General features: G+C 43.6%; 20 protein-coding genes. 10 read left to right on the top strand and 10 right to left on the bottom strand.

Features of this window, described 5'->3' with window-relative positions; genetic code table 11:
- Positions 1 to 149 precede the first annotated feature (149 nt).
- Positions 150 to 1,013 (bottom strand): reactive chlorine-specific transcriptional regulator RclR, encoded by an 864-nt coding sequence (rclR, locus tag RGV86_RS17795; RefSeq protein WP_000339577.1) that lies wholly within the window; start codon positions 1,011 to 1,013, stop codon positions 150 to 152.
- 226 nt (positions 1,014 to 1,239) lie between these two features.
- Between rclR and rclA the strand changes: the two genes are divergently transcribed.
- The 4 genes from rclA (at position 1,240) to RGV86_RS17775 (ending at position 4,587) form a co-directional block, all read left to right on the top strand.
- A complete protein-coding gene (rclA, locus tag RGV86_RS17790; RefSeq protein WP_085460424.1) occupies positions 1,240 to 2,565 on the top strand; it encodes a reactive chlorine resistance oxidoreductase RclA in 1,326 nt (441 codons plus the stop codon).
- Between the two features lie 108 nt (positions 2,566 to 2,673).
- The gene (rclB, locus tag RGV86_RS17785) at positions 2,674 to 2,910 is read left to right on the top strand and encodes a reactive chlorine resistance periplasmic protein RclB (RefSeq protein WP_309508467.1); all 237 of its coding nucleotides are present in this window, start codon (positions 2,674 to 2,676) and stop codon (positions 2,908 to 2,910) included.
- Between the two features lie 11 nt (positions 2,911 to 2,921).
- Entirely contained in the window at positions 2,922 to 3,509 is a 588-nt protein-coding gene (gene rclC, locus RGV86_RS17780) for a reactive chlorine species resistance protein RclC (protein WP_000417409.1), read from the top strand.
- A 178-nt stretch (positions 3,510 to 3,687) separates the two neighbouring features.
- Entirely contained in the window at positions 3,688 to 4,587 is a 900-nt protein-coding gene (locus tag RGV86_RS17775) for a LysR family transcriptional regulator (RefSeq protein ID WP_085460423.1), read from the top strand.
- Between the two features lie 174 nt (positions 4,588 to 4,761).
- Here RGV86_RS17775 and RGV86_RS17770 read toward each other — a convergent pair whose 3' ends face one another.
- Both RGV86_RS17770 and RGV86_RS17765 read right to left on the bottom strand, forming a co-directional pair.
- Positions 4,762 to 5,811: an NAD(P)-dependent alcohol dehydrogenase gene (locus RGV86_RS17770; RefSeq protein ID WP_085460422.1), complete on the bottom strand. Its 1,050-nt coding sequence runs from the start codon at positions 5,809 to 5,811 to the stop codon at positions 4,762 to 4,764.
- 162 nt (positions 5,812 to 5,973) lie between these two features.
- Positions 5,974 to 6,843 (bottom strand): aldo/keto reductase, encoded by an 870-nt coding sequence (locus RGV86_RS17765; RefSeq protein WP_137598256.1) that lies wholly within the window; start codon positions 6,841 to 6,843, stop codon positions 5,974 to 5,976.
- Positions 6,844 to 7,093: 250 nt separating this feature from the next.
- On the opposite strand from RGV86_RS17765, the gene RGV86_RS17760 reads away from it, so the two are divergent.
- Positions 7,094 to 7,945, top strand: coding sequence for an aldo/keto reductase (locus tag RGV86_RS17760; RefSeq protein ID WP_001195331.1), 852 nt, complete (start codon positions 7,094 to 7,096; stop codon positions 7,943 to 7,945).
- A 26-nt stretch (positions 7,946 to 7,971) separates the two neighbouring features.
- A complete protein-coding gene (locus RGV86_RS17755; RefSeq protein WP_001172296.1) occupies positions 7,972 to 8,961 on the top strand; it encodes an aldo/keto reductase in 990 nt (329 codons plus the stop codon).
- A 34-nt stretch (positions 8,962 to 8,995) separates the two neighbouring features.
- On the opposite strand, the gene RGV86_RS17750 is transcribed toward RGV86_RS17755, so the two are convergent.
- Entirely contained in the window at positions 8,996 to 9,889 is an 894-nt protein-coding gene (locus RGV86_RS17750; RefSeq protein ID WP_085460420.1) for a LysR family transcriptional regulator, read from the bottom strand.
- A gap of 188 nt (positions 9,890 to 10,077) precedes the next feature.
- Entirely contained in the window at positions 10,078 to 11,004 is a 927-nt protein-coding gene (locus RGV86_RS17745; protein ID WP_085460419.1) for a LysR family transcriptional regulator, read from the bottom strand.
- Between the two features lie 156 nt (positions 11,005 to 11,160).
- Here RGV86_RS17745 and RGV86_RS17740 point away from each other — a divergent pair, with 156 nt between their 5' ends.
- The 3 genes from RGV86_RS17740 (at position 11,161) to ykgR (ending at position 14,079) form a co-directional block, all read left to right on the top strand.
- Positions 11,161 to 12,081: an alpha/beta hydrolase gene (locus RGV86_RS17740; protein WP_085460418.1), complete on the top strand. Its 921-nt coding sequence runs from the start codon at positions 11,161 to 11,163 to the stop codon at positions 12,079 to 12,081.
- A 244-nt stretch (positions 12,082 to 12,325) separates the two neighbouring features.
- Complete coding sequence (locus RGV86_RS17735) at positions 12,326 to 13,468, top strand: NADH-dependent flavin oxidoreductase (RefSeq protein WP_085460417.1); 1,143 nt, start codon at positions 12,326 to 12,328, stop codon at positions 13,466 to 13,468.
- A gap of 509 nt (positions 13,469 to 13,977) precedes the next feature.
- Positions 13,978 to 14,079: a small membrane protein YkgR gene (ykgR, locus tag RGV86_RS22330; protein WP_000662205.1), complete on the top strand. Its 102-nt coding sequence runs from the start codon at positions 13,978 to 13,980 to the stop codon at positions 14,077 to 14,079.
- A gap of 415 nt (positions 14,080 to 14,494) precedes the next feature.
- On the opposite strand, the gene RGV86_RS17725 is transcribed toward ykgR, so the two are convergent.
- Entirely contained in the window at positions 14,495 to 14,725 is a 231-nt protein-coding gene (locus tag RGV86_RS17725) for a hypothetical protein (RefSeq protein WP_001098708.1), read from the bottom strand.
- A gap of 221 nt (positions 14,726 to 14,946) precedes the next feature.
- Positions 14,947 to 15,669, bottom strand: coding sequence for an SDR family oxidoreductase (locus RGV86_RS17720; RefSeq protein WP_085460416.1), 723 nt, complete (start codon positions 15,667 to 15,669; stop codon positions 14,947 to 14,949).
- 98 nt (positions 15,670 to 15,767) lie between these two features.
- Here RGV86_RS17720 and RGV86_RS17715 point away from each other — a divergent pair, with 98 nt between their 5' ends.
- Positions 15,768 to 16,667: a LysR family transcriptional regulator gene (locus RGV86_RS17715; RefSeq protein ID WP_085460415.1), complete on the top strand. Its 900-nt coding sequence runs from the start codon at positions 15,768 to 15,770 to the stop codon at positions 16,665 to 16,667.
- A gap of 326 nt (positions 16,668 to 16,993) precedes the next feature.
- Here the strand turns inward: RGV86_RS17715 and RGV86_RS17710 are convergent, their stop codons facing one another.
- The 3 genes from RGV86_RS17710 to RGV86_RS17700 form a co-directional block, all read right to left on the bottom strand.
- Complete coding sequence (locus RGV86_RS17710; RefSeq protein ID WP_309508468.1) at positions 16,994 to 18,223, bottom strand: phosphoribosyl transferase; 1,230 nt, start codon at positions 18,221 to 18,223, stop codon at positions 16,994 to 16,996.
- A 10-nt stretch (positions 18,224 to 18,233) separates the two neighbouring features.
- The gene (locus RGV86_RS17705) at positions 18,234 to 19,214 is read right to left on the bottom strand and encodes a DNA-processing protein DprA (protein ID WP_001567470.1); all 981 of its coding nucleotides are present in this window, start codon (positions 19,212 to 19,214) and stop codon (positions 18,234 to 18,236) included.
- A gap of 415 nt (positions 19,215 to 19,629) precedes the next feature.
- Complete coding sequence (locus tag RGV86_RS17700; RefSeq protein ID WP_001567469.1) at positions 19,630 to 19,902, bottom strand: ogr/Delta-like zinc finger family protein; 273 nt, start codon at positions 19,900 to 19,902, stop codon at positions 19,630 to 19,632.
- Positions 19,903 to 19,907 lie beyond the last annotated feature (5 nt).

Below are 19,907 nucleotides of genomic sequence, written 5' to 3'. Positions count from 1 at the left end.
GGATGCATACAAAGATTAAGTAACAGAAATCTTACCTTTAGAATGCCTGGATGTTCTTTATTTCTACCAGAACATCCGGCTGTTTTTCCCCGCTACGCTGAGTATGACTTGCTCTATTTTTATAACAGATAATCTTATCCATACTTAGCTTATAAGATAACCTCCTGAAGCTGTCTGACTCTTTCCCGATATTCACCTGGAGTACAGCCAAACTCGCGAACAAAAGCCTTGTGAAAGGATGATTCACTGGCATAGCCTACTGACTCAGCGATCACCACGACGGGGAGCGTTTCCCGGGAAAACCGCTGAGCCGCTATTTGTAGCCGCAACTTTGTTAATACAGCCAGTGGCGTGGTTCCAGAAACATCACGAAAAAGTTGGGCAAAACTTGCCCTGGACATGTGAACGATGCTGGCCAGCGATTCGACTGTCCAGGGATGGCCAGGTATTTCCAGCATTTGCTGAATCACCGCGCCAAGGCGAGGATGAAGCAACAAACTGAGAATATTTTTCTCCGTATTAGCCTGTACGATCCATCCACGCACGGCGAGTGTAAAGAGTGTGGCGCATACCTGGCTACACAGAGCATCCGCTCCCGGCATTGCCGCTCTGGATTCCTGTTGTAAAAAAGGAATCGCCTCCCTCAGCCAGTTAAACTCCACGCTGTCACTTTCCGGTGCCAAAAACAGAGCTTCCGGCAAAGAGGTCAAAAAATAACGCGCCGAACGTTGCAGCCGAAGAGTGCCACATACGATACAGGTCGATTCATTTTCAATGTGACTCAGGCGATGAGCTGAGTTTTGTGGTAGCAGAACCACATTCCCAGGGCGCAATGTAAAGGTCTGCCCCGCCGGCATTTCCAGTTTCGCCGCACCTTGTGTTAACACATGCCAACGAATAACCGATAGTTCCCCCGCAACATGTGGAAGCTGCCAGTCACTTCCTAACTCGCAATTTTTATCGATCGTTCCTTGTGGAGCGTTAAGCATCAACAAACGGCTAAGGGCATCCATATCAGACTCCTGAGTAGTTTTTTGATTATAGATAGCAATAATCTTATATAAGACTTAAGCCAATATCATCAATAAGTTAATCATCATCGTTATATTGTGACCCTGATTAAAAAACAACGAACATCAGACGATAAGACAAAATATCAAGCGTTGTGAAGAAGTGTTATTTGCGCATTTACGTCTATAGTCATTACGTCAAATGAATACGTTTCGACAGGAAATTATCATGAATAAATATCAGGCAGTTATTATTGGTTTTGGTAAGGCAGGAAAAACATTAGCCGTCACGCTGGCTAAAGCGGGTTGGCGTGTGGCTCTCATCGAACAATCGAATGCAATGTATGGCGGGACATGTATTAATATCGGCTGCATCCCAACCAAAACATTGGTTCATGACGCACAACAGCACACAGATTTTTCCCGTGCCATGCAGCGTAAAGATGAGGTCGTCAAATTCTTACGCAATAAGAATTTCCATAATCTTGCGGATATGCCCAATATCGACGTGATCGTCGGGCAAGCGGAGTTTATCAATAATCATATTCTGCGTATTCATCGACCAGAGGGAAATCTGGAGATTCACGGTGAGAAAATTTTTATTAATACCGGCGCACAAACTGTGGTTCCATCAATTCCAGGAATAACCACGACGCCAGGCGTCTATGACAGTACCGGATTACTTAACCTGAAGGAATTACCCGAACATTTAGGTATTTTGGGCGGGGGATATATTGGCATTGAGTTCGCCTCTATGTTCGCTAATTTTGGCAGTAAGGTGACTATTTTCGAAGCAGCGCCTCTGTTTTTGCCTCGGGAAGATCGGGACATTGCTGATAATATCGCGACTATTTTACGCGAGCAGGGAGTGGATATTATCCTCAACGCCCATGTGCAGCGTATCAGCCACGATAAAAATAAAGTACAAGTGCATACCGGACACACTCAACTGGCGGTGGATGTCCTGTTAATTGCTTCCGGTCGCCAGCCTGCTACCGCCTCGTTAAAACCAGAAAATGCCGGGGTTGCGGTGAACGAGCGCGGGGCAATTGTCGTTGACAAGCGATTACATACCACCGCAGACAATATTTGGGCGATGGGAGATGTTACCGGCGGGCTGCAGTTTACTTATATTTCACTGGATGATTACCGCATTGTGCGCGATGAGTTACTGGGAGAAGGCAAACGTAGTACTGATGATCGGAAAAATGTGCCTTATTCCGTATTCATGACTCCTCCACTGTCTCGGGTTGGTATGACAGAAGAACAAGCCAGAGAGAGTGGTGCAGATATTCAGGTGGTTACATTGCCTGTAGCGGCAATTCCGCGCGCCAGAGTGATGAACGATACCCGTGGGGTATTAAAAGCGATTATCGATAATAAAACCCAACGTATATTAGGGGCATCACTGCTATGTGTTGACTCCCACGAGATGATCAATATTGTGAAAATGGCGATGGATGCCGGGCTGCCTTATAGCATATTACGCGATCAGATATTTACTCATCCGTCGATGAGCGAATCACTCAATGATCTATTTTCATTAGTCAAATAAACCTAAAATCAGACGCCAGGACAAATATTCTGGTGTCTCAGAGAAAACAATTTTATCAATTTTTGCTTATTCTATAATTCCTCAATCACTTCATTGATGGTATTTTATATGTTTAAAAAAACTGTTTTATTTGCAATGCTATTATCTGGTGTTATGGCTTTTTCCACCAATGCAGATGACAAAATAGTTCTGAAACATGTCAGCGTCTCGTCAGTATCAACATCACCGACAGTTCTGGAGGATGCCATTGCTGATATCGCCAGAAAACATGACGCATCATCATGGAAAATTACCTCCATGCGGATTGATAACAACTCAACCGCGACGGCAGTATTGTATAAATAAGGACGTTGATAATGGAAAAATACCTGCACCTGTTAAGTCGGGGAGATAAAATTGGCCTGACATTGATTCGTCTGAGCATTGCGATTGTTTTTATGTGGATTGGGTTATTAAAGTTTGTCCCTTACGAGGCCGACAGCATTACACCATTCGTCGCGAACAGTCCGCTAATGTCGTTCTTCTATGAACATCCGGAAGAATATAAACAGTATCTGACTCACGAAGGCGAATATAAGCCGGAAGCCCGGACATGGCAAATTGCTAATAATACCTATGGTTTTTCCAATGGCCTTGGCGTCGTGGAGGTGATGATTGCTCTGCTGGTGTTAGCAAATCCTGTTAACCGGTGGTTGGGTTTATTGGGTGGATTAATGTCATTTGCCACACCGCTGGTAACACTCTCATTTTTAATCACCACTCCTGAAGCCTGGGTGCCTGCTCTGGGGGATGCTCATCATGGTTTTCCCTATTTATCCGGAGCCGGTCGTCTGGTGTTGAAAGATACCCTGATGCTGGCTGGCGCAGTCATGATAATGGCTGATTCGGCGCGGGAAATCCTTAAGCAACGAAGTAATGAGTCATGTTCAGATTTTAAAATTTAACTCTTTATAATCAGAACAGAATCTGTTGTTTAATTTTTCAGGCGTCAGTTTTCCCTTTGTACAGGTAAGGCTGACGCTATTTTTATGCTCAATGTTTCCTTGTTTAAGGTTGGGGCTTACCATATCTCTCACGCTAACATGTAAACAGATATCTTTTTCCCGCAATGAGAGGCAGAGAGTGGCACGAGAAAATCTTAATGATTTAATGGCATTCATCGTTGTTGCGCGTGAAAAGAGTTTCACCAGGGCTGCTGCTCAATTGGGGATATCACAATCAGCTTTGAGTCACAGTATGCGCACCCTTGAATCTCGTCTGGGTATGAAACTCCTCACTCGCACCACCCGCAGCATATCGCTGACGGATGTAGGGCAATCAATGCTTGATGAGCTGGGGCCTTATATTGATGGGATTCAGGGAACATTGCAGCAACTAAAAGATCTCAACAAGAAGCCTGCTGGAACCGTTCGAATATCCACATCTGATTACGCTATCAGGTCTGTCATCTGGCCAAAACTTGAGCCATTACTAAAAGAATATCCGGATATAAATCTGGAATTAATTGATGATTATACTTTAACGGATATTGTATCCGGCCGATTCGATGCAGGAACGCGCCTGGGAGAACAGATATCCAGCGGTATGATCTCTGTACGTATTGGTCCCGACGTGCGCTTTGCTGTTGTCGGTTCGCCAGCATATTTTTCTCAACACCCTTATCCAAAGCATCCAGATGACCTTATTAGTCATAACTGCATTAATCTTCGTTTTCCAACGCATGGCAATCTGTATGCGTGGGAGTTTGAAAAAGAAGGAAAAAGCCTGAATGTCAAAGTCAGCGGTCAACTGGTGTTTAGCCGTATCTATCAAAATTTGCAGGCGGCGTTAGAGGGCTACGGCCTGGCGCATGTTCCACGCGATATTGCGGAAAAATACATCGCCAGCGGCGAACTGATCAGTGTACTTGAAGACTGGTGTCCTTATTGGGATGGTTATTATATTTATTACCCGGAAAACAGAAATCACTCAAAAGCATTCCAGCTGGTTGTTGATGCGCTACGCCATCATAAAAAAAACTGAACATCAGGCAGACAAAAGCCAGGGCTATCGCAAGACTCTGGCTTTTTAATATAAAAATGTCTGTTAGTGCTCAGCGCAAATTCCTGCTCTCAAACACATTTTGGGTTCCATTATTGAACGCCTTTCTTGTGAGTTGCTGGAAAATATACAGAAGCTCTGCGCTGAATGATTCCGTTACTCAGCATTCAGTGAAGCCATGTCAATAACAAAACGATGTGCCATATCCCCTTTTGCAAGGCGAGTAAAAGCATCGTTTATTTGATCAATATTGATCATTTCACATTCGGGATAAATATTATGCTTCGCACAGAAATCCAGCACTTCCTGTGTTTCTGCAATACCGCCGATGAGTGAGCCAGCAACACGGCGACGCCCCATAATCAGAGGAATTGTTGACGGTTCTTCCATTGGTCCAACCTGTCCAACAATAACTAATGAACCATCAATATCTAACAATGGGGTGTAGATATTCAGGTCATGTTTAACGGGAACTGTATCGATAATCAAATCGAATGCACAGGCTGACATCTGTAATGCCTCTGGGTCTGAAGACGGCAGAATGCCTTTTGCACCGAGCAATTTTGCGTCTGCTTCTTTGCTTTTAGTCCGGCTAATCACAGTAACGTCAGCCCCCATCGCGACAGCCAGTTTTACAGCCATATGACCTAAACCGCCTAACCCAATAACGCCAACACGGCTGCCTGGGCCAACATTCCAGGTACGTAATGGTGAGAACGTGGTAATTCCGGCACAGAGAATCGGCGCAGTTTTGGCTAAATCCATATTTTCAGGGATCCGCAGTACAAATTCTTCACGTACTACAATATGTTTGGAGTAGCCTCCCTGAGTAATTTCGCCGCTAATCCGATCCTTAGCACCGTAGGTTGGCGTCATCCCGTGGCGGCAATACTGTTCTTCACCTTGTTCACACTGGTCGCAATGCATACAGCTATCGACCATACAGCCAACGGCAACATGATCGCCTACTTGATATTTTTTAACCCCCTGCCCCACTGCTCTCACGATACCGACAATTTCGTGCCCCGGAATTAACGGATAAGGCTGAGGCCCCCAGTCACCATTAACTGTATGTAAATCTGAGTGACAAACGCCACAATAAAGAATTTCGATGGCAATATCATTGTCCCGTAACTCACGACGTTTAAAATGATAAGGAACCAGTTTTGCATCGGAAGAGAGTGCGGCATAACCGATAGTTTTCATAAAGTGCCTCTTCATTATGAAATGATTGATAATTTAAGAATCATATTCTTAAATCGCTGGTTAAAACCCATATTGTCTGATTTTACTATTTTATAAAACAAAACCTGTAAGCTCAGATAAAAACGTCATTATCCAAATAATATAGCTCAACAAATACTAAAATCAGTCATGTATTTTTACGCCAAGACAACCACGAACAAATTCAGGATTAAAATGTTTTACGGATTCACCAACATAGCCTAAATCAAGCGAACTAATTTGCTCCATTTCTGCCTCTGTCAGTGAAAAATCCCAGATGGCGAAGTTCTCTTCAATACGCTGTTGATGAGTTGATTTTGGGATAACAACCACGCCACGTTGAATATTCCAGCGCAATATCACCTGAGAAATCGTTTTTTGGTGGGCATCAGCAATACTCTGAAGCATTCTGTTTTCAAACGGCTTATGTCTTCCGCCGCCTAATGGAGCCCAGGCTTCAGGTTGCACATTATAGTGTTTCATGGTTGCCAGCGCCTCTGGTTGTGCAAAATAGGGATGCAGCTCAACCTGGTTCACCATTGGTTTTATTCTGACTGTTTCACAAAAGTTTGCTAATACATGAGGATAGAAATTGGAAACACCAATCGCTTTCAGTTTGCCTTCATCATAAGCGGCTTCCAGGGCTCGCCACGCACTGAAATAATCGCGCATCGCCTGGTGCAATAAATAGAGGTCAAAATATTCAAGTCCCGATTTTTTTAACGATGCTTCAATTCCTGCTTTTGCTGTATCCTGATTAACCATATCCTGCACCCACAGTTTTGACGTAATAAATAACTCCTCACGGGTACAAAGACCTTCCGAAATGGCCTCACGAACAGCTTCACCGACGGCATCTTCATTACCGTATACCGCAGCCGTGTCGATAAGACGATACCCGGTTCGGATAGCACTTAACACTGACTGTTTACACTCTTCTTTATCGGTAACCTGAAAAACCCCAAACCCTATCATTGGCATTTTTAGGTTGTTGCTTAATACAGAAAACACCACGGTAAGCACCTCCATCAGGTATGACTTATTATTCTAAGTTAAAATACGACTCTCGATTAGTATGTAAATATCGATTTCACTTATGCAAATAATTCATCAATAAAATAGACCTACACGATAACAGTGCTACTCAATCAGCATTGAGGCAGATTAATGAATTTTGTTCATAGCCCCTGACAAATCCCGCCGTCTAATTGAATAACTCTCTTTACGTTATGCTTCCAATGAACAATAACGGGAGGCTAACACCATGCAAACTGTAAGACTGAACAACGGTATTGAAATGCCCTTGCTGGGTTTTGGTGTATTTCAGATGACCGATGCCACCGAATGCGAAAGAGCGGTCATTGACGCTATTGATACTGGTTATCGACTGATTGACAGCGCCGCCTCATATCAGAATGAAACTCAGGTCGGGAATGCGCTGAAACAAAGCGGTATCGCGCGTAACGAACTCTTTGTCACTACTAAACTCTGGTTGCAGGATACCAGTTACGAAGGAGCCAAAGCCCAATTCGAACGCTCTCTGAATCGGCTGCAATTAGATTACGTTGACCTGTATTTGATTCATCAGCCTTACGGCGATGTCCACGGTGCCTGGCGTGCCATGGAAGAGCTGCACCAGGCAGGCAAGATCCGCGCTATTGGCGTCAGTAACTTCCATCCTGACCGACTGGCTGACCTTATCGCCTTTAATAAAGTGGTTCCGGCGGTCAACCAGATTGAAGTTAACCCCTTCAACCAGCAACTTCATGCCGTTCCGTGGATGCAAAGCCGTGGCATTCAGCCAGAAGCCTGGGCACCGTTTGCGGAAGGTAAAAATGGTCTGTTCCAGCATCCCGTGTTAACGGCAATTGGCGAGAAGTATGGCAAAAGCGTGGGCCAGGTTGTTCTTCGCTGGATCTACCAACGAGGCATCGTTTCACTGGCAAAATCAGTGCGCAAAGAACGCATGGAAGAGAATATCAACATTCTCGATTTTGAACTCAGTCCTGAAGATATACTGCAAATTACCGCCCTGGATACCGCAACCAGCGCGTTCTTCTCTCACCGCGACCCGGCGATGGTGGAATGGCTGACTGGCCGCAAACTTGATGTTTAAGCCGCGATAAAAGAGGTATTCATTCAATGCAAAAACGTTATCTGGGTAAATCCGGACTCGAAGTCTCCGCGCTTGGGCTAGGTTGCATGGGTTTAAGCCACGGCTACGGCCCGGCGACAGATACCCGTCAGGCTATCGAACTCATTCGTGCTGCGGTTGAACGCGGCGTCACCTTCTTCGATACCGCCGAAGTGTATGGTCCGTATCTGAATGAAGAAGTGGTCGGTGAAGCCTTAAGACCGTTTCGTGACCGCGTGGTGATTGCGACTAAATTTGGTTTTACCTTCGGCGATGATAATAAGCAGCAGATTCTAAACAGCCGCCCGGAACATATCCGTGAAGCCGTTGAAGGATCATTACGCCGCCTTAAGACAGATGTTATTGACCTGCTGTACCAACACCGTGTCGATCCGGATGTCCCGATTGAAGATGTTGCAGGAACGGTGAAAGACCTAATCGCAGAAGGTAAGGTCAAACATTTTGGCTTGTCAGAAGCGGGGGCACAAACCATTCGTCGTGCCCATGCGGTACAACCAGTCACCGCCCTGCAAAGCGAATATTCCATGTGGTGGCGTGAACCTGAACAGGAAATCCTGCCGTTGCTGGAGGAACTGGGGATTGGTTTTGTACCGTTCAGCCCATTAGGTAAAGGTTTCCTGACGGGGTCGATTAAGCCGGGGACAACTTTCGGTAAGGATGATTACCGTAGCACCGTACCGCGTTTCGCTGCACAAGCCATTGAAGTCAATGAAAAACTGGTCACTTTGTTAGGCGAACTGGCTGCGGAGAAAGGGGTAACCTCTGCACAAATCGCACTGGCATGGCTGTTAGCACAAAAGCCGTGGATTGTTCCCATCCCAGGCACCACTAAACTGCACCGGCTGGAGGAAAACCTGGCCGCTGTCGACATCGTTCTTTCGCAGAATGATACTCAGCAGATAACCCAGGCACTGGAAACGATTAAAATCGTCGGTGAACGTTACTCGCCTGAGCATCAGGCTCGCGTAGGCCGTTAATGCTCAAACGGAGCCACAGTAAAATGCGGCTCCGTTATTCTGCGTAGCGAAGTGCATCGATCATCAGCGCAAAAGCAGGTGGGTGCTGCTTACGGCTTGGATAGTAAAGGTAATATCCGGGGAAATAAGGACACCACTCCTGTAAAACCTGAATAAGCTCGCCTGACTTTATATGATCCTGAACCGCGTTTTCGGGAACACAGGCGATACCAAATCCTGATAATGCTGCATCAATTCTTTCTGGCAGCAAATTAAATGTCAGTTGCCCATCAACTCTGACCCGTAACAGTTTCCCTTCTCGCTCAAACTCCCAGTGATAAAGTCCACCGGCAGTTGGCAGACGCATATTGATGCAGCGATGATTTTGTAGTTCGTGAGGCGTTCCAGGCGCAGGGTTTGTAGCGAAATAAGACGGTGCCCCCACTACAGCCATTCTCATGTCCGGCCCAATTCTTACCGCAATCATGTCCTTATCCACGCTTTCGCCCAGCCGTACCCCGGCATCAAAGCGACCTTCAACAATATCGACAAAACCGTTATCCACCACCAGTTCGACATTGATTTCGGGATACTCTCTGAGAAAGGGTTTTAGCTTCGGCCAGATCAGACTGCGCGCGGCATGTTCCCCGGCAGATAACCGAATATTCCCGGAGGGCGTGCCGTTCAGTTGAATAAGTGATTCCAGCTCCTGTTCAAGTTCGTCAATACGAGGCTCAAGACAGGCGATTATTCTCTCCCCCGCTTCTGTGGGAGCCACGCTGCGAGTCGTTCGGGTTAAGAGGCGGATATTTAACCTTTCCTCCAGAGCCTTAATCGCGTGGCTGAGAGCTGACTGAGAAACACCGAGTTTGCCCGCTGCTTTGGTAAAACTTCGCTCCCTTGCCACCACAAGAAAGATTTGCAGTTCATTGAAGTTTTCTTTGAGCATTAGCGATTTCCTTGTAGAAGCATTCCCTTCAAAACGTACTTATGAAGGGTGTTCATAGACACAATCATTTTAGCCGTATTATTGGTAATAATGATAATCTATAAGTCTGAACTCTCAGGAGATTTATTATGAATAAACGTACCCTCACGATTGCGCTATTCTTCTTACCGATATTCTGACACACATCATTAATTTTCGATTTCTATTCTTTTCTCCACCATAAAATCGATAAAAGCACGAACTTTAGAGGGCATTCTCACCCGTGATGAAACATAAATATAAAATCCAGGAAATGAAACGGCCCAATCCTGAAGAATCGGCTGTAACTTACCCGCATTGATGTGTTCAGCGATTGCAAAATCCAGATGTTGGATGATACCTGTCCCATTAAGCGCCATTCGTATCATGCTTTCGTCATCATTAGAAATGTACTTCCCTGACACCTCTATTTCGAACTCTTCATTATTCCCCGTGACATTAGAAAACTCCCATGCTGAGAGTGCACCGCTACTTTTATGCCGCAACCGTAGACAATTATGGTTACTCAGTTCCTGAGGCGTTTCAGGAATACCGTGTTCTCTTAAATAATCTGGTGATGCCACGGTAACCAGTTTAATAAGCGGAGAAACAGGAACGGCAGTCATATGCTCATCCAGCCTTTGCTCAAGGCGTATGCCCACATCACAGCCGTCCGCAATAATGTTAGATAAACCGTCATCCATAATCAGTTCTATCTTTATTTTGGGGTAACGGGTAAGAAACTCGCCAATATGAGGCTCAACAAGCATCCTTGCTGCAACACGGGAGGAATTTATTCTCAATAGGCCAGTAGGTTCAAGTTGGGTATCACCGACATCTTTCAAAGCATCATCAATCTGCCCCAAAGCAGATACCAGCACGTCATACAGACGCTGCCCCTCTTCGGTAAGCGACATATTGCGGGTTGTACGGTATATCAGCTTGGTGTTAAGACGTTCCTCAAGAGATTTTAAATTTTGGGATAATGCCGCCCGCGTAATACCCATTTCAGAAGCGGCTCTGGAGAAACTTCCGGCTCGAACAATCAATGCAAACCAGGCAAGAGAAGGCAAAATTGAAGGCTCTATTTTCATCATTGTAAACCTTAACTTAACACTGTGATAGATATTAGACCATTGATGATAACCAATACAAGTCATACTATTACGCCGTTCGCGATATGAACACGAATGCCAGTTGCGGATAATAGAAATGATATTTAAATCTGTTTAGGCAAATCCCCGGAGCTTGAAATGAAAACTGTTTCGATAAAACATACCTACTGGGATATAGCTGCTGATATCTATTTCCCTGACGATTTTAATAGCGAGAAAAAATATCCTGCCATTATCAGCGCCCATCCTATTGGAAGCTGCAAAGAACAGACATCGGGTAGCGTCTATGGAGCAGCACTGGCAAAAGCAGGCTTTATCGTCATTGCTTTTGATGCCAGTTTTCAGGGAAGCAGTGGTGGAGAACCGCGTTATCTGGAAGATCCAACAATGCGAGTCAAAGACTTCAGCATTGTCGTTGATTACCTGACCACCTTACCTTACGTTGATGCCGAGCGTATTGGTGTTCTGGGCATTTGTGGTGGGGGTGGATATGCTATTAATGCCGCAATGACAGAACGTCGAATTAAAGCTATTGGTACTGTCACGGGTGCAAACTATGGGCGTCTTATGCGTGAAGGGTTTTCGGCGTTTGATCCTATCGGAGCACTCGAAGCAATGGCGCAACAAAGAACAGACGAAGCTAATGGCGCAAAACTTCGCGTAGATGATTTACTCCCCTCTTCTCCAGACGCAGCTCTTGAAGCGGGATTAACAGAAATAGATCTTTTTGAAGCAACAGAATATTATCGTTCGCCACGAGGCTGTGCGCCAAATGGGGTAAATCGTTCACTATTTTCTCATCAGACTGTTGCTGTGGGCTGGGATGCTTTTCATCTTGCAGAAGTCCTCTTAACTCAACCACTAATGGTTGTAGTGGGTGATAGAGTGGGCGCTTTTGGTGCATACCGTGACGGCTGCGAAATTATTGGTCGTGCTGCCTCAAAACATAAAGAGCTGGTCGTGGTTGAAGGTTATTCACATTACGACCTGTATGATAAGCCAGAACCTGTGAAACAGGCACTCGATAAATTAATTCCTTTTTATAAAACACATTTGTAATAATCTTACAGGGAGATTTCTTATCTCCCTGACATTTATCCTTTATTGACTACACAACAATAATAAAATTACGCAAAAAGAAATTTCATTAAAGAAACAAAAAAGCAGCAACTCAATTATTAAGATTATTAGAAACCCTTTGAAGGAATTATAAATAAAGCCAGAAATCTTGGTTCCAAAGCTGGCAACAACTAACCAGTTAAAACATACGCATCAAAATCAGATAAACATTTGAGGTATTGTTATGACAAATAAACACCCATCATTGTTTTCTCCTTTTATGCTGACAGAAGAAATAAAATTACGTAATCGTATCGTTATGGCTCCTATGACGACCTGGTCAGCGAATCCTGATGGAACCATCTCTGAGCAAGAACTCGAATTTTATAAACGCCGTTCACAAAATGTTGGTCTGGTAATAACAGGATGCACCTATGTCACGCCAAGCGGCATTGGGTTTACTCATGAATTTGCCGCATATGATGACCGTTTCATTAACAGCCTTGAAAAATTAGCTGCTGCAGCCAAAAGTGGCGGAGCTCCGGCAATCCTGCAGATTTTTCACGCCGGTAATAAAGCTCTCCCAGAGCTTGTGCCGAATCACGATGTTATTAGTGCCAGCGCATCAAGCGTAAAATCCGGTGATTTTATGAAGAGAGTGGTACAAAGCAGGGAAATGACTGAAAACGAAATTCAGGAAACTATCAGAGCATTCGGAGACGTCACAAAGAGAGCCATTAAAGCAGGTTTTGATGGCGTTGAACTTCATGGCGCGCATGGATTCCTTCTGCAGAATTTCTTTTCTCCTCTCTTTAACCGTCGTAATGATCGATGGGGAGGTGATCTCGAAAGACGTATGCGCTTCCCGCTGGCCGTATTACAGGAAGTAAAAAATGTAGTCTATGAATATGCGACCAGGCCCTTTGCTATCGGTTACAGAATATCCCCTGAAGAATCTGCAACAGGGGGGCTGCGGATAGAGGATACTTATAAACTCCTGGACCGGCTAATTTCATCCGGTATTTCGTATATACATACCTCGCTGGTCAGTGTTAACGATAGCTACCCCGTTGATTCGCCAAATGGACCACGAACCATTGAGCTGATTTTAAATCATATCGCAGGAAGAGTACCGGTAATCGCCGCAGGTAAAATACGCACGCCGTCTCAGGCTCAAGAGGCAATTTCTGTTGGCCTGCCACTTGTTGCAATCGGTAAAGGGCTGGTGATTAATCCAGAATGGGTGACTTTAGCTGCATCAGGTAGAAGTCATGAAATTCAAACAACCCTTAATCCACAGCGCGTTCCTGAATTAACCATTCCGGATAAACTATGGGTTCAAATTCAGGCATCGAAAGGAACTGGCTGGTTTCCATTAATGGATTAAATATCTATTTCCTTTGGAGAGGCGATAACCTGTTGTTCACATAATAGTAAAACTATCAAGCAAACTCGAACTCTGTTCAGGTTCACAAACTCTTTTAGATAATTAACCCGTCGCCGCAGCACACTCTTGCATATGGCGTGCCTGCGGTGTAATCCAGTAATGACTATTCCATATATTCGGCACTGTTGACAGCTTAATAGAACCCGATACGTCCTCTGATTACCAATAACGATATCTTGTATAATACCCTGAGAGATCCGACATTCTGAACAGTTGTGATATGTTTCCCCTGTGCCAATCGACGCCAGAATTGGTCACTCATGAGAGCAGACGCATCCACGGAGATGATTTCAGGTGATGTATATCGATGACTTTGCTATCATAAGTGATGGCTGATGTGATACATCTTTTCAAATTTGTGATACACCTCAAAAAATTGGTTGACCAAACTCGTTATTTATATAAGAGCACTTACGAAGTGCACTCTTTTTTAAAGCGAGGAAGTACCAATGAAAGAGAATAAAATACAGCAAATCAGTAATAAACTGATTAATATCGTTGTTTTTGTTGCAATTGTAGAATACGCCTATTTGTTCCTCCATTTCTATTAATAACATCATAAAACAATTCACTTGCGTGATATTTAAAATATGTACCCCCCCTGCTTTTCAAGCTATTTAGCGGCGTAAGAAAAATTGTTGATTATGAATTTGACGGTTTAACAATATCTGTCTGACTGGCAACATAATCATCTGTGATTAATGCTGGCCTATTGATTACACCAGCATTAACCACTTAAGGATGTATTATTCCTGTTCATTTATAGAATGCGAAAGAGAGAGTAAATAAAACTGTGGCAAATATTACTTTAGCACACCAAACCGAAGCATCCGTAAAATTAGCAGAATAACTGGTACAGTAGGTTGGAATAGAGCCATTTGTCAGGCATTCCATTGCCATAACAATGACAATTTTGAATCAATATACAAGCTTTCTGGTAATGTATTACAATTTAAACCATTTGCTTTATGAAGCGTTATTTTTATTTACAGGTGTTAACTTTGCTATCATATAAACTCTGTTCTTAAAAAACACCCCAAGAATTTCATATGATTTTCCTTGTTTTTCTGCCTGTAAAGATATTCCTTTCTCAGCACTGTCAATGATTGAACCGACGGCAGTAACAGTTTTAGCGACGCTACTGAAGGACAATAAAGACAGAGCGGCAATGACAATTAAAGAATACGTAGTATTCATGGTTATTATCCTGATAATTAAGAGTATGGCTTTTTATATGCAAAGGAATTAAACAAGCGACAGTTTATTCCCTGATAAAATCATTTTACTGCAATTAAAACTCTATCTCCCTCGGAGTGAGAATGCATAATTTAGTGAATCTTGCTAGGCACGACAGAGGGATATGAAATTTCCTCCCGATATATTGAATAAAACGGGAATGTAAACATTAACGTTATCCTTCAGTTTGCAGACGCAGTGGGTCTGATGGTAATTTCAGTTGTATCAACGCTTTCAGGAGATTCAATAATATGCCTTACTGCACGAGCTATATCTGCGGGTTGAAGTGCAACAGAACGGTAGGCGTCCATTGCCTTTATGGTTTCTACATGGGTAATGCTTGACGCTAGCCCACTTTCTACAACGCCAGGATTTACGCAGGTCACGCGTATTTTCGAACTTTCCTGCCGTAAGCCATCAGAAATAGCCCGTACAGCAAACTTAGTTGCACAATAGACTGCGCCAGTAGGCACGACAGAAAGAGCACCAATAGAACCAAGATTGATGATCTGACCGGAACCCTGTGCTTCCATCACCGGAAGTACGGCGCCAATTCCCCAAAGCACGCCCTTGATATTCACGTCAATAGTGAGCTCCCATTCATCCTGTTTTCCTGCTGCAAGCGGTGAAAGCGGCATAACGCCCGCATTATTGATAAGAACATCAACCCGGCCCCAGCTATCCAGCGCAGCTTGCACAAAACCGCTCATGGACTGTCGGTTTGTAACATCCAACGCCCGCGCTTTAGCAATACCGCCTGCGCGACAGATTTCTGCTGCAATGGCTCCGATCCGCTCAAGTCTGCGTGCTCCCAGTAAAACCTTCGCACCTGTCGTTCCCAACTCTCTGGCAATACCTTCCCCAATACCACTTGATGCGCCGGTGATTAATATGACCTTATCCATTACGTTCTCCTTCAAATGTGTTCGGAGAGATAATAGAACTTTATGATTGGTTCCAGTATCCTGCTTTCAATGTACTCAGTGGTTAGCGGCATTAAACAATGAAAATCGATCTTAATCTTTTACCCATTTTTATCGCGGTAGCAGAAGAGAGTAATTTCAGTAAAGCCGCCGCACGACTGGGCGTTACCCGTTCAGCGGTCAGTCAGGGAATAAGACGGCTTGAAGATACTTTCGGGACAATGCTTGTAATGCGGACCACGCGCTCAGTTAATTTGACGGAAGCAGGAGAACGGCTGCACAAATCGCTGTCATTACCTTTATCCGGTATTGAGGCGGCGTTCGAAGAAATGGTATCTGACCATATGCCACGTGGACTTCTCAGAATCGCGGTGACGTCGATAGCTGAAGAATTTCTTTCAGGTCCGCTAATCGCTTCGTTTGCTGCTGCCAATCCCGCCGTTACGCTTGATATTGTAGTCACAGATGAGGAATTCGATATCGTAGCCGCAGGTTACGATGCTGGCGTAAGGCTCGGAGAAGTCATTGAAAAAGACATGATTGCTGTTCCCCTTACCGCCAGGCAGCGTGAAATGGTGGTTGCCTCTCCCTCCTATCTCGCAGCCCACAGCACACCTGTTCATCCGCGTGAACTTGTGAATCATAAGTGTATCGGCTGGCGTCAATCCCCGGATGTTGCGCCTTATCGCTGGCCATTTGAAGAAAACGGGAGAGCTTTCGACCTTGCGATTGAACCGCAGATTACGACTAATGATCTGCGTCTGATGTTGAGGCTGGCTCTTGCCGGAGGAGGCATAACAATTGCCACTCAGGAAACTTTCAGGCCGTATATTGAAAGTGGTAAGCTCGTATCTCTGCTTGATGACTTTCTTCCACAATTTCCTGGCTTCTATCTGTATTTCCCTCAGCGTCGCAATATTGCACCAAAGCTCCGCGCCCTGATTGACCACGTCAAGGAATGGCGACAGCAATTGGCTTAATTATCTGCACCTACACTGCCTCATGCCAGAGCATGTATTTTGATAAATTGGCAGGGTTGCAATGGCGCAAATACGGCATAGGAGGGAAAACATGGAGCATTTAAATATGGAGTAACTGCTTGATTTAAATGGTGCCGATAATAGGAATAAAATAAAACGATAACATACTGAAAAATATACAAAAAAGAAACACACCGTTAAGTAATGCCCCCGAAAATGCCCCCATAATAGATGCCGCAGTAAGTCGACTTGTCCCAAGGACTGGTAAGTAATGTCAATAGCGGGAACAAAGAGACATTACTTACCGAGAATGGAATCCATTTAGGTTATGCTGGCCAATCCCACTGCTGATAGGCAGAGAATAGGCGCGTGAGCTCAGCAGGCGCAAGAATATCAACAATATTAGCTCTGTAGCTATGCGATTTACCTAATGGAACATTTTCGAAATAATTAGCTTGATAAGGATTAAAATCGTGAAGCTCACCTAATGTTGAGATATCGGTATTAATAGTTTTAAGCCAAGAAACAAGAATTACTTTTGCCCCTGTTCTCTGTATGTAAGCTCTTGCCGATTCAAAACTATAGCCTCGAGTTGTTATATCATCTATAAGAAGTACTGTTTTACCAGGGCCTAAAGGTGGTTTTTTATAGGTAGTTCTAGGATTTCTGTGTGGCTTAGAATTAAGACAAATTGTATTAAGTTGATTGCAATGGTCAATTGCAACTCCCTCATTTCTTGCTTTTTGAGATTTTTTGGAAGTCGTATGCCTTAAAATAAGATCTGGGATATACGTCTTGCGAAAACATTTTCCAAATATTGAAATCGCTTCATCCATGATATTATTCCCATATCCTTGCTTATGCCCTGGATAAACACTAACATAATTAATCATCTTATGAATGCCACTAAAATAGAGACTGGATATTAAGGCACTCGTCCAAAATTCAGGATGGCCTAATCCATGTTTAGCAGCAGCACGAGCATCTTCAGAGTAAAGAGTATACTCTTCCTTCATGGTGCTGAAAGGAGCAAGTGCATAGAAATTAAAATCACCATCGTGAATTTCATGACACCAAAGATGCTCTCTTAAACAGAAGGTATCTATAAATCTAGCAATATCTTTAGGGGTTGAAAACTCGAAACCATAATCTGTTTTGTCTGCCCACCATGTAGCTCTTAAAAAGAGCAACTCACCATTAACTGCTGTTTGCATGTCGTTTATCGAAGCACCAATGTACAAAGTTTCTGTACTTTCCCAACCCATCAAATCAAGGACATATTTTGTAGCATCCGCAGTTGGCTTCCCTGGAATGCTCTTATCTTTCGCTCGACAAAGATATTTAAATTCTCCCCAATGCTTTTGTAACACATCCTCTAAAGGGGTTCTTTCATCTCCGACAACCCAACCCCTGTTAGTGAATACAACAAACTCGATCTTTTTAGTTCTGAAATATCTAATTAATTTATCTACCTCTGCAAAGATTTCGCTATCGATCTTTCCCTTAGGCACAAGAATATCTTCAACACTAAGAATCACACCCTTAATTTTGCTCATTTCATCTTCCTTAGAGATCTAAGCTCTGCTGTATCGGCTGTGCTTTTAAATCATGATTATTATTCAAAATATAATTACTCATCTCATTCAATTCAAAAGGCATTAAAAAAGATAAAGAATTTCTATTTTCTTCAGCAAACTTCAATTCTGGTCTACTTTCATACGTAGTAGGAAGATATGGACTCGCTATCTTTTTTGCATACTTAAAAGCATAATCAACAGTATGTGATGTTCCACTTTTAATATTCCATTCGACTGGTATTAGTGAATCACATAAAGCAGCCTGGATTCTGTTGCGCCTTACAAAATTTTCTGCGCTATATGTTTGTTCAGGTAGATACTCGGTAACGATAGCCCCACCATTAGAAACTATTGCTCGATATAACTCTTTAGAACCTTTCGGATACTCGACAAAAATCCCATTACCCAATACCGCAATAGTTGGAATGCCATATCTCAGCGATTCATAATGACAACATTGATCTATTCCTGTCGCCAAACCACTGACTGTTGAAACATCTTTAGAATATAGAGAAGAAACAATCAGTTTTACTAGAAAAATACCATCATCCGTTGGCTTTCGTGTCCCCACAATTGCAACAGATTTCTTATTAAGAAGTTCATAATTACCATGAACAAAAATCCAAAATGGCGGATCGCTTATGTTCTTTAATGATTGAGGAAATGTAGCCTGATCATAAAAGGTGAGCACAATACCATTTTTATTGAGTTCACGAGCTCTCTCCAGTCCCTTAGACCAAAGGTCTTGTTGAAATGTTTCCCAAGATATATTTTTAGGCAAGGAAACTCTTAGATATCCTGCCAAGGCATCAGCTGTATTATCTTTTAATATATTCTTAAATCCAATTTTGGATTGATAGATTTTGCGAAGCGTCCAGTAACCAACCCCCTTTAGACAAGTTAAGGCAAGAAACGCAATAATTTCATTTTTCCAAAACTCTCTAACTTCAGTGTAATCTTTATATTCCATTTTACGTTTGCCTTTTAGATTACAACCCGTACTCAACACAAAAAATTTAGAAAATTGTTGCCAAAAGCATATTATAAATAGCATCTTACCGCAGATTTGTGAAGCAACAACATCCCTAGGAGAAACCTTAACCTAGCGGGATAACTTACTGACCAATCCTCAGCTAGCTCATTGAATTGCCCCCATATCGCACAGCCCCGCACGCCTGCCCGCTTCGCTTAACAGACTGGTTTTCATGCACCTCATAAATCGTCTCAGAAGCCACCAAACAAGGGCTTTCTCGTCAAAAATGGTGCATAAGACTCATGCGTTTTCATGCGCCATAGACATGCACTCATGCGCTCTCAAGCCAGCCAGGGAAAAGGTGTTAAAAATCCCGGTACTCGACCGGGATTACGTGAGAGTTTTTTTCTAATCAGACAGGAATCTGCTGACGGCTTGACAGTTTTGACGCGGAGCCATAGCGATTGAGCGTTTGCTGTTGTTTTACCAGGGTTTGTGATTTGTCTGGTTCCTGTTCATTGCGCCGGGGTTTCATGATTATCTTATCCACACTCTCCAGTGCCGTAAATGTGCAGGAACATTCCAGATTCTGGCACTGATACCACGAGCGTTTAACTGACGGAGCTTCATAGGCTGCTGTTCTGGCGTGTGCAACTGTACCGCATTCCGGACATTTAAGTGCCATTAATA

This window comes from Escherichia ruysiae (assembly GCF_031323975.1).
GTDB lineage: Bacteria > Pseudomonadota > Gammaproteobacteria > Enterobacterales > Enterobacteriaceae > Escherichia > Escherichia ruysiae.
This window is presented reverse-complemented; position numbering and strand designations above follow the sequence as displayed.